The organism is Anaerolinea thermolimosa, assembly GCF_001050195.2.
Classification (GTDB): domain Bacteria; phylum Chloroflexota; class Anaerolineae; order Anaerolineales; family Anaerolineaceae; genus Anaerolinea; species Anaerolinea thermolimosa.
Genome location: NZ_DF967965.1, coordinates 2,875,411 through 2,890,632, shown reverse-complemented (window position 1 = coordinate 2,890,632; position 15,222 = coordinate 2,875,411). Strand labels below are relative to the sequence as shown.

Below are 15,222 nucleotides of genomic sequence, written 5' to 3'. Positions count from 1 at the left end.
CGATGAAATCTTATGAAAAGATGCAACGGATTCGGCAGACGGGAGTGATTGCCATTCTGCGTGCCAGCAGTTCGGACCAGCTGGTTGCCGCCGCCGAGGCGGTGCGAGCGGGTGGGGTCTGCGCCATTGAGGTCACCATGACCACGCCCGGGGCATTGCAGGTGATTTCAGAGGCTGTGGCACGCTTTGGGGACGAAGTGCTATTTGGCGCAGGCACGGTTCTGGATGCGGAGACGGCGCGAGCGGCTATTCTGGCCGGGGCGGCGTTTCTGGTCACACCCACGCTCAACCGTAAGGTCATTCGGCTGGCGCGCCGCTACAGTGTGCCGGTGATGCCCGGCTGTTATACGCCTACCGAAATGCTTGAAGCCTGGGAGGCGGGAGCAGATATGATTAAATTCTTCCCGGCTTCGGTGGGCGGCCCGGCGATGCTCAGAGCGATTCTGGCGCCGCTCCCCCAGCTTGAAGTTGCCCCGGTGGGCGGGGTGACACTGGAGAACGCGGCTGAATTTATCCGCGCGGGCGCCGCTGCGCTGGGGGTTGGAGGAGAACTGGTCAATCAAAAGCTGCTCGACGCTGGCGATTTTCCAGAAATCACCCGTCGAGCAGCGGCTTTTCTTGTAGAGGTGGCGCGGGGGCGAACCTGGCCCTGATGGAACTCAGGCGAGGGTGAGGCGTTTCACCTCGCCCCCCACGATTCCCACCCAGACGGTTGCATTGGCGGTAAACCCCTGGGGTGCAAGGAGCGCGGTGATTTCACCTTCTTCGAGAAGTTCGGGCCACAGGGTTTGCCAGGTGTTGCCGCCATCGCGCGAGAGCCAGGCCTCGCCATTGCAAAGAACGGCCACGTCCTTTTGCTGGGGATAAGCAGGGGACACGATGACGTTGTTGATGGGCCCGTCAAGAACACCTTCGCCGAGCTTCTGCCAGGTGGTGCCGCCATCGGTAGAGCGGAGAAGACCCTGGGTTTCGGTGCCGGCAAAGAGGGTGCCATCTTTGCCAAAGTTGGGAGAAATGCCCAGGCTGAGCACCGTCTCGTAGCCAATGGGCAGGTCTACTTCGCGCCAGGCGCGCCCGCCGTTGGTACTGCGGAAGATGCCCGATTCAGTACCCGCAAAGACCGTTTCATCGCTGGCGAAGTCGGGTGAAATGGCCAGGGAAAAGATGGAAAGATCGAGCAGACCAAAGTTCCAGGACGCCCAACGATAACCACGGTCGGCAGAGCGCAGAACGCCATCGTCCATAGTACCAGCGAGTAAGATGCCGTCTTCTCGGAAGGCAGGCGAAAGCACCAGCGCAGTGACGGTAGGCGGGGGTGGAGGGGTTATTCCCAGCACCCATGTGGCAGCTCCATCCCCTGAGCGGAGAATGCCACCGGCCATTCCGGCGATGATCGTGTGATCTTCGGGATAATCGGGTGAAAAGACCACCGCGGTAGCAGGCACTTCCTCGCTCAATCCGAGAGAGGCGGTGGCCAGTTGCCAGGTTTCTCCAGCATCAGTTGAGCGATATAGCCCCGAAGTGCTGGCCGCCAGCATCTCATTGTCATACGCGGCGAGGGTGTAGATGAATTCGTCAGGGGTCGATGTTGCGTTGAGTTTGGCCATGCTTTCCTCTTCCTCAGGCAGTATCCATGGATTCAGGGGGGCGTCTGCGATGAATGATGACGTCGGTGGTGAGGGCCAGTGCGGCACCGGCTACCGCGCTGTGTACTGCGGCTTTGACCACAGTAGCGGCATCCCAGATACCGGCTTCGGCCATGGAGATAATGCGTTTGTGGACAACATCTAAACCAAAATTGGGGGGGGCGAAGCGCAGATCGGCCATGATTTCAATGTCGTTAAAACCGGCGTTCTGCCAGAGGGTGCGGGCAGGGGCCTCAAGGGCGCGCATCAGTATGCGGTAAACCGCTTTTTCGTCAGGGTCTTCGGCCTTCATCAGATAGGGGCGAAGCACCTCACGGCAGGCCAGCAGGGCAACTCCCCCACCCGGGACAACTCCCTCGCGCATGGCTCCGCGCATGGCTTCGGCGGCACGGATGGCCAGCTCTTTACGCTGTTCAATGGCTGTGGGGGTGATATCCCCTACCCAGAGGGTGGCCGAACCGCCCATGAGCCGCCCGATGCGGGCGAGAAGGGCTTCACGGGCTTCTTTATCGGAGGTGGCCGAGAAGGTCTTGCGCAGTTCTTTAAGGTGCTGGCGCAGGCGGCGAGGATCACCGCGCCCCCCGATGACACCAAAGAAATCGCGGTTGGCCCACACCCGCCGGGCGCGTCCGAGATGTTCCGGGCGGACGTTGTTCAGGGTGTCGCCTGCGGCTTTGAAGAAGGGTGTGCCGCCGGTTAAGATCGCCAGGTCTTGCAGGGCGGCCTGCCGTTTGGAGGCCGCAATTTCTGGCGATTTTACCCCCAGGACGGTGATCCTGTCTTTGTTTACCGTCAGAAGTGACATGGCGCGGTCTGACAGGGTAGCGGCAATCAGCACCAGGCGTTGCACCCCGGCGCCCACGGCCATCTCCAGCAGAGGCATCAACTCGGCAGGCTCGTTGATCTCCAGATCTGAGATCAACAGCCAGGCATCTTCCAGCTCGGCGCGCAGGTCTTGCGGGTTGTTCATCATCTCGCGGGAGAACCAACCCGAATCCCAGTATATTCCTTCCACATATTCACGTTCCAACTCGCGCGAACGCCCCTGGCGAATCTCCAGGCGGCCAAAGGGGCCGATGACGTCAAAGATTTCACCGAGCATTTTGGCCAGGGGAGGGTCGTTGATGATGGTCGCCGCCAGTTGGGCCAGTTGATTTTTCCCCTGCAGGTGGCGGGTCTGACGGTCAAGGGCCTCGAAAATGGGAGGGAGACATCGCTCAAAGTAAGTGCGCATGCGCATGGCGTTACCGCCGCTGTTGACGATGTGTTGCACTCCCTGGTTGAAAATGGACTGGAACATCACCGCGGCGGTTGCGGTTCCATCACCGGCCTTTTCTTGAAGCTCCCACAGAACGTGGCGGATGAACATGGCGCCGACGTCTTCGTCGCGCCCCTCGATTTGAATGATGCGGCGGGCAATGGTTCCACCACTATCGAGCAGTTCGGGTAACTCGTCAGTGCGTGCGATGCGTTCGATGGCCACTGTACGCGGAAGGGGCCCCAGGGTGGGGCGAATGGCGTTGATGATCTGGTTGATTCCGCGTTGCATGCCCTGGCGTACTTCGGGCTGAAAAACAACTTTCGGTTTCTGGAAGTCCTTGACTACTACGGGAGGGCGTGCCATGCGTTCGTTTCACCTTCCTGAATAAAATAGGTGGGTTGAATGGAATGCTGAAAGGATGGTGATTGTATCATCTCTCTCGGACGATTTGCCCATCTTTCATGGGGAGAATTTCATCCACATAACCATCAACCAGAGGGTCGTGGGAAGACATAAGCACGGTGATCTTTTCTTCCTCAACGATCTGACGGAAGAGGGAGAGGATTTCACGGGCGGTGGTGCTGTCGAGTTCACCGGTGGGTTCATCAGCCAGAATGAGGCGGGGTCGGTTTGCCAGGGCGCGGGCAATGGCCACCCGCTGCTGTTGCCCCCCCGAAAGCTCGAAGGGCCGATGGTGCATCCATTTGGCCAGCCCGACCATCTCCAGCAGTTCGATGGTGCGCTGTTTTTTCTCTTTTCGAGAAGCCTGGGCGATACGCAGCATGAGCTCGATGTTTTCGTAAGCGGAGAGGGTAGGCAGAAGCCCGAAGGACTGGAAAATGAATCCCACTTCTTTGCGCCGCCACTGGGTGAGTTCTTTTTCACTTAATTGCGACAGGTCGCGCCCGAAAATCCGCACCACGCCTCGATCGGGGCGATCGAGACCGCCCAGGCAGTTGAGCAGGGTGGTTTTCCCACTTCCTGAGCGCCCTTTGAGAGCAATAAACCGCCCCAGAGGAATTTGCAGGTTGACCCCCCGGAGGGCGTATACCTCGCGTGTGCCAGTGCGGTAAATGCGCCAGAGGTCTTCGGCCTCGATGACCCAGGTGGTGGCAGGAGCTTCAACGTCTGTCATCATGGTTGCCTCCGGGTGATGTTAGGAATGCGCAGACGGCTAAACAGGGCACGCAGGCCGGTTTCCTTTTCTTCCAGTGGCAGTTTTCCACTGGTGGCCTGAACCAGAGCTTTCTCTCGTTCGCTGGGGGGCGCCGGGCGGATGAGAATGCCGTCTTTGGTTACCTCGACGAAGACACGCCGTTGGATATTGAATTGTTCCAGATAATCGCGCGGAACCTGTAAGCGCCCTGCGGAATCGAGCAAAACAACCTCTTCAAAGGTTACTTCCTCGTGGTGGTCAGGGTTTGTGGGGGCATTCGGCTCGCCGGTTTGTTGTTCGCTTTCGGCAACCGCGGGGTGGAGGTTGTTGACCGGCTGACGCACGGTTTCGGTAGAAGTTTTTCCGTCGCGAATGGCCACCACCCGGTCAACATGGCGGGCGATGTTCATATCGTGGCTGACGATGATCGTGGTTATCCCCAATTCATGGTTGAGATCCTTGAAGATCTGGAAAATTTCGTTGGCGGTGTTCGTGTCAACTTCGCCGGTGGGTTCATCGGCTAAAAGGAGAGAGGGATTATTGGCCAGAGCTACTGCGATGGCCACCCGCTGCTGTTCACCACCAGACATTTCCACCAGTCGGTGCAATTTTCGCTCTCCCAGCCCCACTGCATCGAGGAGCATTTCGGCCCTTTTGCTGGATTCTCTGGTCATTTTTCCGGCAATGGTGATGGGAAGTTTTACGTTTTCCAGCGCAGACAGGTACGGTATCAGATTGCGTGCACCCTGCTGCCAGACGAAGCCCACCCGTGTGCTACGATAGGCATTTAATTCGGCATCTGACATTTTCAGCAGGTCGCGCCCATCCACGAAAACTCGTCCTGCCGAAGGGCGATCCAGCCCGCCGAGAATGTTCATCAGGGTTGATTTGCCGCTCCCACTGGCTCCGACAATGCCCAGGAGTTCCCCGCGGTGCACGAGTAAATCCAGCCCCTGAAGAGCCACTACCTCAAGGTTGGCCACCTTGTAGATTTTGACCAGACCATCACAAAGGATAAAAGGTTCGTCTTCAATGATCATGTTTTATACCGCCTCGCCCAGTTTGATCGCCTGGAACACTTTCATCCGCATCAACAGCCAGCCCAGTACGGCCAGGGCGATCACAAATAAAACACCAAAGAGGATGTAGACCTGGAACACTGCGGGCCAGTCAATGCGCACCAGGAAAGGAGGAATGCGGGCCGCCATGTCGTTGCCAACCTGAAGATGGGGGATGAAAAAGTTGCTGACCCATACCCCCATGCCTGTTCCGGCGGCCAGCCCCGCAAGGAAGAGGAAGGCCAGTTCAGAAGCCAGGAAAACGAGCATCTGTCCGGCAGAAAGCCCGATGGCGCGCAGCATGCCCAGCTCGATGAAACGCCGTCGGAAGGAGAAAAAGGCATAAAGCAGAAAACCGAGGACGGTTAAGAACGCCAGTGCTACGAAACCTACGGATAGCAGACCAAAGAACCCCTGCCGCTCGGGGCGAAGTTGTTCCTGGTTTAAAATTTCCAAAGACACCCGCGGGTACATCACCCGCCGGTAAAGGTCATCGATGCCCTCCAGGAGGGAGCGGTAATTGGTTCCGGGTGCGGTTCGCAGCCACACATCGTAGGGGAACTCACCCCCGACCTGCTCAAAGAGGTAATCCAGGTTGCCCACCACGAGCGGCCCCTCTTCAGGATACCAGGTAGGGAAGTAATAGAAAGTGCCAACAATGCGATATTGAATATCGCGGGCGTTGCTCAATTGATACACACTCACCCCGATGGTATCGCCCAGTTTGAGGTTGTATTTTTGGAGCATGTCAAACGAGACGAGCACACCCTCGGTGGTGCGCGCCAGATCATTCATCAGGGCGCCGAGGGGTACGGGGGCGAAGTCACGCCGCCAGAAGGCCGCCTGGGGAAAATCAATGCGGTCAATGCCGATGAAGTTGATATCGCCGACCGATTCGCCCGTTGAAAGGCGGGCCTTGATACGCGCTACTCGCGCCGCAGCCTGCACCCCGGGCACTTTGAGGTGTTCCGAGACAGGCATAAAGACCCAGATGGGGGCGCTATTTTCCGCGGAAGCGCCTTGCTGGCTCTGGCTTTGAGCCTGCTGACCGCCCGGGGCGCCGGAAGCGCCCGATGCGCCCTGCAACTGCCCCATTTCGATCACATGCACGTCGGCCCCCACTTTATAGAAGGTCTGATCGTGCATGTGGCGGTCCAGTGTCTGAGCGAGGGTGGCGGTGAAGGTTGACAGGCTGAGCGTCATCACCAGCAGGATGAGCGGAGCGGTGTAACCGGAGGTGGAGCGGGAGAGGTAGCGCGCCGCCATGAGCAGCCCCACACTGTTGGTTTGAGAAGCTATCCAGGCGATGACCCGCATTACCAGCGGTAAAAACCGAATGACCAGCAGGGCCACCGCGAAGATTCCCAGAGCAGGAACGAGCAGGAGAAGCGGATTCTGGAACGGATCGGCCGAAAGCCCGCCAATATCCCCGGAGCGTTGAAGGAGATACATCCCGTAGCCAGCAGGGATGAGCAGGAGGAAATCGAGAAAGGCGCGCTGCCAGAAGGGTTTTTGAATCTGGCGGGCGCGATCCTGTTTATAGGTGATGACTGTGTGTTTGGCCGCACCAAGCGTGGGCAGAACCATCGCCAGCATGGCCACGGCGACGGCCACCAGGCCAAAGCGCAATGACTCGGGGGTGATGGCGGGTTTTAATCCAGTTACTGCCGAAAAATCGAGGAAACTGCGGGCTTTTCCGAAAAATTGAGCCACCAGTTGAGCCAGAGGAGCGCCCAGGAGCATCCCGACGGCGCCGAGGATGAGGCTTTCCAGAATGGCCATGCCGACCAGCTGACCTGTGGTCGAACCCCGGCTGCGCAGGACGGCAATCTCATTCCGGCGCTGCCCCACTGCCATGTCGACCACCAGCCCGATGAAGGTGAGGATCATGATCAGCAGGGGAACGCTGAAAGCATAGAGGAAGACGGTGAGGGAGCGTGAAAGCCGCAGGTATTTGGTCAGATTGTCTTCGGGAGAAATATCTAACCGCATATTGGGCAGCAGGTTGATGGAGGTCTGGCGGGTGTAAAAAATGCGCCCCAACAGGCCGGGTACGTCGGCAGAGTGAATGTGTGACCCGTCAAATACCCAGTACCATAACCCAAGATAGACATCATTCTTCAGGTAAGGGATGACGCGATCAAAGAACGTCGCTTCGGGTACCAGGAGCGCATCTCGAAACTCCTGACTGCTGTAGAACCAGTAATCTTCTTGCGGGTCGGTAGGCTTCCAGATTCCGGCAATGCGCACCGGGAATTCCACCGTGGTGGTGGTTTGTTCGTTTTTGATGGTGGTGTAGGCAATGAACTTTTCGCCTACATGGGCACCCAGCAGGGTGGCCCGTTCTTCGCTGATCATAACGTCGATCAGGCTGTCGGCCAGGCCGGTTGATTCAGGGGCAAAGCTTCCCTCCAGTAGGGTGGCGTGCTTTTCCAGGTCGGTAAGGGTGGAAAAATACACCCATGCCAGGGGTTCCTGGGTGGTGTCGTAAGTACCCTTTTCGGCAGGAAAGAGTTTGAGGGAATCGGTTTTGAAGTAACGTACGAAAAACTTAACCGGCAGGCCAATATCCTGGCGCACCCTGCCGGAGAGATATTCGTTCACCGGCTTCATGCGTTCCCAGTTCACAGACCCATTCCATGCGCCGACATAACGGTACATGAAAGCAAAGGGAGGGCGCCCCATTTCCCCGGTGGGGGCAGTCTCTCCGGAGATCTGCTGTTGGAGAATGTCCTGGTAGACGGCATCGGAGTAAATGGGAACGCTCATCGTCAGCGCAACGGCCGCGACAATTCCAAGAGAGGTGGCAAGCGCCAGCCCGCGTTGCGCGAAAATACGCTTGATCGTGACGATAAAGATCGCCCAGAAGCGGAGTAAGGTGCTCATGTGTTTGGCCTACGGGGCAACCACAACCTGACCTTCAGTCAACCCTTCGACGATCTCCACGCGATCGTCGCCCTGAATTCCAACTTTCACATCCACCCGGCGCTGCCCTTCGCCATCTTTGACCACCACAAAGCGCCGTCCTTCGAAGTTTCGGATGGCCTGAGGCGGCAGCCAGAGGGCGTTTTCTTTCTTCTCAAGCACCACTACCACACGCAGTAAATCGCCCAGTGAGAGCCCTTTCTCTTCAAGATTACCCTCTATGCTGATACGTGTGGTTTTATCTTCCCTGTCGGTGGCTTTGGCTTCGGTGGCTTTGCCGTAGGGGTAGGGGAGCTTGCGAATAGTGCCTTTCATTACCTGCCCTGGAGCATTGACCGGCCAGGTTTCGACGGCCATTCCCTCGGTGAGAAGCTGCAGGTCTTTGTCGCTTAATTCGGAACTGATCTCCAGCTCAGCCAGATCGGCAACGACAATGACCGGCTTGTAGGCTTCGACAGAGGTGTCTTCACTCAGAAATACGGAAAGCACGGTGCCATCAAAGGGGGCTGTGATCTGGGTGGATTCAACCCTGGCTTTAATTTCGTCCAGGGCGATTTGTGCCAGCTCGACCTCGTACTTTTGTTTGGCCATTAAAATATCGTATTCTTTGAGGTAGCGGGGGGTTTGCATTTCGGCCAGTTGCTGGTTGAGCTTGGCCATTTCCAGGTAGATTTCTGCACGGCGCAGGTCAAGGGCGCTGGTGCCGCTTTCCAGGTCGGCCAGCAGCTGGCCTTGGGTTACCCGGTCACCCTTCTTGACATAAACATTATCCACACGGCCGCTGGCTTTAAAGTAAAGCTCCTGCTGAATGACTGGCACAATCCGGCCGGTAAATTCAAGTTTGCGGACGACTTCGCCGGTCTGTACCTGATAGGTGGGCTTGGTAGGGATGACGGGCGTGGGAAGAGGGGTGGGGGTTGGTTCTTCCTGGGCGGGCTGGGCCGCGCAGGCGCTGAGAGCAAAAGCGGCCAGCACCAGCAGGAAGATCAACCGCCGGGCGACGATGAATCGGTGTGCAGAAACCATGCGAGCAAACATTTTATCTCCGGGACGATATACGAGTGGCGCGATCTCATCCAGCGGGAACGAAATCGCGCGGGGCAGAACGTTAATAATTATAATGCCGCTCGTCGGACTCAACGGGGACAAAAACCGGTCAAGTCCGCTTAAAGGAAGAGAAGCGGCAGATACTCGGGCGGCTCATCATAGGGAGGAATTTCACCCATGGCGACCGGGTAGAGACGTTCGTGACTGGTGCGTGCCGCCTGGCAGAGAGGTTCGTAGGGGCGGTTACACACATCCAGGAAGCCAATATTGTAATTCTCTCCATCGAAGCGACCGAGGGCTGATTGATCGTAGAGGATAAAATAATGCACCCCCACGCACCAGGGTTTGGCGGCGGCGTCTTCAAGGTATACCCGATACGCCTGGCCGCGGGCCGCCTGATTGGGCACATGCCCGATGCCACTGGCGGGCAGGCCGGCATCCAGGGCGCCGAAATGCCATTCTCCGATGAGAATGGGCAGGTTCAATGCCCTGCTGATGGCTTCCATTTCCTGCGCGGGCAGGCGCTCTTTATAGCAGTTCATGCTGAACACATCGAAATGCCGCATTCCCTTCACTGCCCAGGCGGGCGGTACGGTGTAATAGCGTATTCCCAGGTTGAGGTGGTTGGGGTCTACGCGGCGGCAGGCGGCACTGAGGCCACCAAAGAATCGGTCGACCATCAGGGAGCTGAAACTGGAGAGGTCTTCGCGGGCTTCAGGAGTGAGGGGCATTTCCCAGCTTCCTTCGGCGAGGGCGGTGAAAGAAACAGGCAATTTCCAGGCAGATGCCAGGGCTGCATCACTCCCGTAGCGCTGACGTAGAAAGTCGGCCAGGGCACGGCGGGCATGGCAGGACGGGGTATTGAAAAGCATACCCTCTGCAGGCGATTGACTGGCAAAACCCCATGTGGGTTCATTCATCATGAAATATCCGATGAAGGCCGGGTCGTCTCTGGTTTCGTGGAGTTGGGCGGCGTAACGCTCGGCGACGGCTTCAAAGTCGGGGTGGAAAACGTCTGGAAAATCACGGAAGACGCAGGGCAGAGTCTCGTAAAGAGGAGCCAGCGGGCGCACGTAGGGGGTTTGCCCCTGGCTGGCAATGGGCCAGTCTGACCAGTTTCCAACGGTGTTGAACCCGATGCGGTGTAATTCGGCCAGAGCGATTTTTGCCCAGGCTTCTTTCCATGAGGATGGCCCGAAGGCGCGGATGAAGTTCGCCGCCAGATAGTTAATCTGAAGGGCGCCATTGTGGGTGGAGTAGATGGGAGCATACTCTCCCTGAGGGTCGGGCATCCAGCTGAGTGCGTTTTGAAGGCCGCTGATGTTAGCTTCGGTATCCACGCGCACACAATCGATGCCGGCAGACCAGAAGGGGTGACCATCCGGATCAACCAGCCACCAGCGTTGACCGTCGTGGTGCACCCTGAAGTAACCAGTGGCTTCCCAGCGAATGGCCTCCCATCCTCCCCAGTGTGAATACCCGTCTGGCAGGTGCTGGTGGGGAGCGACTTCAAGTTGAGCCAGCAAGCGCGCTGTGACTTCGTCGGCGCTGCGTGACTTCGTCGGCCACTCGCGCAGAGTATTCTGACCGAGTTCATCGAGGAGCGCGCCTTTCGGCAGGATGGGCTGTTCAAGGCGCGGAGGTTCTTCGGTAACTGCAGTGATCGGGGAGAGGCAGAAGCGAGCCGGACGCGACGTTTTACGGTACACGTGAAAGCCCATACGATCCACCCGCGCCAGATCCACGCGATCGCCCCAGCAGAGCGGTTTAAGCCAGGCGCCTTCGCGCGGGTACATCCAGCGATTCTGATGGACGGCTTCCAGGGGGAGGCGCATCCGTGCCTGGCACTGGTTGAGCAGGCCGAAGGAAAAGCGAAACACCGGGCCGTTTTCGCCTTCCTGAAGAGTGAGCATAAATACCACCAGTTCATCTCCGTCCAGAAGGAGATCGCTGGTCAGGTAAGAGAAGCCGGTCAGTGTTCCGGTAGGGAAAGTGTAGAGCAGGCCATCGTTGACTTCAGGGGCTTCGAACCAGACGGCGTGGGGAATGGTCGGCTCGCGCTCCATGAGCACCAGCGAGCCGCTAAAGCGGGTAGGGAAGAAGGGATGTTCCATCATAAAATTTCAACCTCCAGGTATAGTTTGGCATCCTGTCCCCAAAAAAGCAAGTCACTTTTAAGCCATGCTCCCGGAGGAAAAGGCCCAACGGGTGTAAAGAGGTTGAAAAATCCTTGCAAATTCGTCAGCAGGGCTTTCTTAAAGCAGGCATACAGGTAACAAAGGAGACCTTCTTCGGTTATGCTTTGAGTTGATCAAACAAAAACCATACCACAGAAGCCGGGATGGTGTTTGATGCAGGGAGGTTGTATGCGCATTTTCAAGGCCTGCAGGACACCAGGAAGCCCGAGGAGGTACAGTATCCGCAGGCACTGGTGCTGCTGATCGTACTGGCGAAGATTTGCGGAGAAGATCATCCCGGTGGATTGCCGAATGAGCCGAGCATCGCACGGAGATGCTGGTGGAATGGCTGAAATTGAAAAGGAGAAACATGCCGCGCATTATCTTCGAGATGTTAAGACCGTACGCGGATGACCAAAGGAAGAATGGGGCAGGCAATGGCTTGTATCAACAATCTGGTGCCAGGCATTCTCCTGGGCAAACTGAAGTTTCGTTCCCTTCCCCGCGCCAGGCGCTACTTTGCTGTTCATCCTGCTGAAGCCTTAGCCCTTATTACTCGACTTTAAGAAAGCCCAGAATTCGTCAGTAAAACCTGAAATTCAGACATAAGTTAGGACAGTGGGGCGAACGATAGCAGCAAACGACGCCAAAGCCTCCTTGACAATGGACTGCCACTGACGGGCTGGAAGCCACCATTTCTGTTTGAGTAAGATAAACAGACCCGAATAGCGCCGCCATTTCTTACCCGTCTTGTGCGGAAGGACGTCAACGCTCTCCTGCGGCTGGAATATCTCCCCATACAGGCGGTCTCGCAGATTTTCCCCGAGTAAGAGAGCGATGGCATAAATCAACAGCAGCATCGCTACCATCTTTTCCATGTTTTCCTGTCGCTTATTCATCAGCCGGGTCATTCCCAGCAGTCCCTTCAAATCGCGGAAGGTTTCCTCAATTTTCATCCGCGAGAGATACATTTGCCACGCCCGCTCAGGTTCGAGGTTGGTCATCACCCACAGCGGTTCAGCCAAGCCTTTCTTCCACACGCCGATCAGGCTGAGGCACACCTTGCCCTTGTACCAGACTGCGGGGTGGATGACCTTTTCGCCGGGGGAGAGCGATAAGACCACTTCCTTGCCCTCGGCATCCCAGAACTTGGGCGTGTGGCTGCCCTGGTTCAGCCGAATGACAAAGTTCACTCCCTCTTCGACCAGATTGAGCAACAACTCGAGGTAACTGAATTCGCGATCCAACACCAACGGACGCTCCCCCAAGAGGTCTTTCAGTTCAGCGAAGGCACGGACATGGTTCGTATTGCGTGACGACAGACCTGCTGCAATCGTCCTGGACGAGTAAGTCAGCAAGCCGCAGGGGATGGCCCGGCCGCGATACGGTGTAGCCAGCAGCAACATCCAGAAGCCGCGGGTCTTCCCGTCTTTGAGCGTGCCAACATACGCCGTCTTCCACGCTTGCGGACGCTCAATCTCGGTCGGGTCGCCAATCACATACTCGGCTTGTTCACAAAACAGACGCCATAGCATGGCGCGCGGGTCAACCTCTCGCAGAAAGCGCTGGATGCGTTTGTAACTGGCGGCGCTGCCGCCGCGCATTTTGGCCGCAATCTCGCTCAGCCGCAAGGAGCGGGCCACCAGCATGGCTTGCCCAATTTCTGCCGCTTTGGCAGCAGTGGTTTCATCCTCAAAAAAGTGCTGCATGAAAGACCGCATCGGGATATACTTATCCATGAGGAGCCTCCTGCCGATAGGTTGTTGTGAACTATAAGTATCGGTTGTGAGGCTCTTTATACATTCATATGTCCTAACTCATGTCCGAACTTCAGGTCAAGGGGAGATAATTGAAAAACCAAACTACTCCCCCAGATATGGTGTCAAATAATTATTTTTTCAGATAGGAGTATGCCAAATATGACTTTATCAACACTCTCCAAAAGATAGCAAATCCTGATTTTTTGGTTTAGTTTTTGTATTCAATAACAGGAAGAGAAATTCAAAGTACAAAAATTCCTGGACTGTCATTTGATCATTTAGCACCCTCAAACTGCATGTTTCCCCACCGGTTTAGGCTGAAGAGACAACAATACTAATCCCGCCACAAACTGCTTTACCCATCTTCGGATAAGCGATGGACTATGAGGATAAAAACCATACCCTAACAGACCGTCAGGGCCGGTGCATGGATTTTGATGAGGACGTGCAGGCACAAGATGGACAGATAAACAAAGCCCCCCTATTTTTCGACAGCTCAACACGCCTGTAATCATTTTCTTCAGCATATCTGACAAAGGGATCCTCCAGCTCTGCCTCAAAACCGGTCAGGATGGCAAGCGGAGGGTCATTGTCAAAAAGACCAGAAAGAGTTTTTGGTGAAGTACCGATAAAATACGACCGCTCGGCCGGGGTGAGTAAATCCCCGACCCGATAGAGGAACGGCCCAGTAGCCAGTTCTTCATAGATTGAAAGACCGGTTTCTAAAGCAAACAACGGAGACAAAGTAGCCACTTTTCCAGCAGAGCAGCCCGTGTGGGTTGAAAGATGATTGCGAATCTCGATAGACAGATCACGCACCAACAATCCACTCCACTGTTCCCGCTGGCTCAATTGCAGGATCGACTCTAGCTGAGACGATCCATTAAGCATCAAAACGATCATGACCATTATAAACAGTGTTATGCGACGAAACGAATTCAGATAATCTGCTCTCGCCGACCACGAAAAAACCAACAGAGGATATAACAAACCAACCGGCTGGGCGTAGTATTGAACGAAAGAAGGGGTAGGGGATACCGCCATTACGAGGCTGGTGATCAGCAAAAGAGACCCCAACACAAGACCATACGGTACTTGCTTGCTCAACCATGCTTCACGAATCGTGAAAACCCCACCAAGCACAATGGCAATAAGAAGCATTAAGTTTTCTGGTCTGAGGAAGATTTCAACCCCAAAGAAGATCTTGGACGATAGGGACATGGCATCGGTGTAACCGGTCAGAAACCGCCATTGGGTATTGAGGCGGTGATACCCCAGATTGTTGAACATAAACGAAGTCGGGTCGGAAAACAAGAAGCCAATCACAGGCAACCATCCGATCAGAAGACCCGCTGTGAAGGATGCCAACCTTGCAACCAAAACAGATAGCCGGCCGTCTTTTTGACCCAAGGAGTACAACCCCAGCACAATCGCAAACGGCAAAACGATGGGTAGATAGGTCAACCGGCTGCCAACTGCCAGGGCCACCAAAAATCCGCTGAACCCGGTCAGCAAACGGGCGTACCTCGAAGAAGTAAGCGAGAGATGAAAGAAATAAACCGCCCAAAGAGACAACGCCAGCGGGGTAATGTAATTCGAGACTTCCCGAGAAGGAATAACAATCGTCAAGTTCATCACAAACAAGGCAGCCAACCCGAAAGCCAGCAATCGGCTGGATAAAACCCGTTTGGAAAGGAAAAATACGGCCGCCCCAGCGGCAATCAGGGCCAGAAAGCTGACGATTTTACCCGTCAACAAATAATACGACTCCAATCCAAAAACCTTAAACAGCCCGGCATACAGCAGCGGCAAGTAAGGCATCTGGAGAAAGGCAAAATCTCTGTACAGTACTTTGTCTTGAGACACCAGCACGCCGGCGGTAATATACATGTGTTCGTTGCGATTGAGGGAAGTCATGATCTTCCCCAAATCACCCATCAACCCAAAAAGGATCACCAAAACAAACAGTCCAATCAGCGCCGTATCTTTCTTGACCAAGTTTGGCTATCCCTCTCTCGAAAATAGGGAGGGCGGCTGGCCCTGCCCACAGTTGAATTAGAATAACATACACCAGCCCAACTCTGCAAGTTCTTCCGACTGAGATTGAGACATGAGTTAGGACATATGAATGTATAAAGAGCCTCACAACCGATACTTATAGTTCACAACAACCTATCGGCAGGAGGCTCCTC

At 55.8% G+C, this 15,222-nt stretch carries 10 protein-coding genes; 1 reads left to right on the top strand and 9 read right to left on the bottom strand.

Annotated elements, in window-relative coordinates:
• Positions 1-2: 2 nt before the first annotated feature.
• Complete coding sequence (locus tag ATHL_RS12990; protein ID WP_062194550.1) at positions 3-653, top strand: bifunctional 4-hydroxy-2-oxoglutarate aldolase/2-dehydro-3-deoxy-phosphogluconate aldolase; 651 nt, start codon at positions 3-5, stop codon at positions 651-653.
• A gap of 6 nt (positions 654-659) precedes the next feature.
• Here the strand turns inward: ATHL_RS12990 and ATHL_RS12985 are convergent, their stop codons facing one another.
• From ATHL_RS12985 to ATHL_RS12940, 9 genes are all read right to left on the bottom strand, one after another.
• Positions 660-1,607 (bottom strand): WD40/YVTN/BNR-like repeat-containing protein, encoded by a 948-nt coding sequence (locus ATHL_RS12985; protein ID WP_062194548.1) that lies wholly within the window; start codon positions 1,605-1,607, stop codon positions 660-662.
• A 13-nt stretch (positions 1,608-1,620) separates the two neighbouring features.
• Positions 1,621-3,270, bottom strand: a complete 1,650-nt coding sequence (locus tag ATHL_RS12980) for a TCP-1/cpn60 chaperonin family protein (RefSeq protein ID WP_062194545.1) — start codon at positions 3,268-3,270, stop codon at positions 1,621-1,623.
• Between the two features lie 67 nt (positions 3,271-3,337).
• Entirely contained in the window at positions 3,338-4,045 is a 708-nt protein-coding gene (locus tag ATHL_RS12975) for an ABC transporter ATP-binding protein (protein ID WP_062194542.1), read from the bottom strand.
• Entirely contained in the window at positions 4,042-5,103 is a 1,062-nt protein-coding gene (locus ATHL_RS12970) for an ABC transporter ATP-binding protein (protein WP_084001425.1), read from the bottom strand. Before ATHL_RS12970 ends, ATHL_RS12975 begins: the two co-directional genes overlap by 4 nt.
• Positions 5,104-5,106: 3 nt before the next feature.
• Positions 5,107-8,007, bottom strand: a complete 2,901-nt coding sequence (locus tag ATHL_RS12965) for an ABC transporter permease (RefSeq protein ID WP_062194539.1) — start codon at positions 8,005-8,007, stop codon at positions 5,107-5,109.
• A gap of 9 nt (positions 8,008-8,016) precedes the next feature.
• Entirely contained in the window at positions 8,017-9,084 is a 1,068-nt protein-coding gene (locus ATHL_RS12960; RefSeq protein ID WP_062194536.1) for an efflux RND transporter periplasmic adaptor subunit, read from the bottom strand.
• A gap of 128 nt (positions 9,085-9,212) precedes the next feature.
• Complete coding sequence (locus tag ATHL_RS12955; protein WP_062194534.1) at positions 9,213-11,210, bottom strand: hypothetical protein; 1,998 nt, start codon at positions 11,208-11,210, stop codon at positions 9,213-9,215.
• Positions 11,211-11,869: 659 nt separating this feature from the next.
• Entirely contained in the window at positions 11,870-13,009 is a 1,140-nt protein-coding gene (locus ATHL_RS12945) for a transposase (protein ID WP_062194528.1), read from the bottom strand.
• A 435-nt stretch (positions 13,010-13,444) separates the two neighbouring features.
• Positions 13,445-15,028: a hypothetical protein gene (locus tag ATHL_RS12940; RefSeq protein ID WP_062194526.1), complete on the bottom strand. Its 1,584-nt coding sequence runs from the start codon at positions 15,026-15,028 to the stop codon at positions 13,445-13,447.
• Between the last annotated feature and the right edge of the window lie 194 nt (positions 15,029-15,222).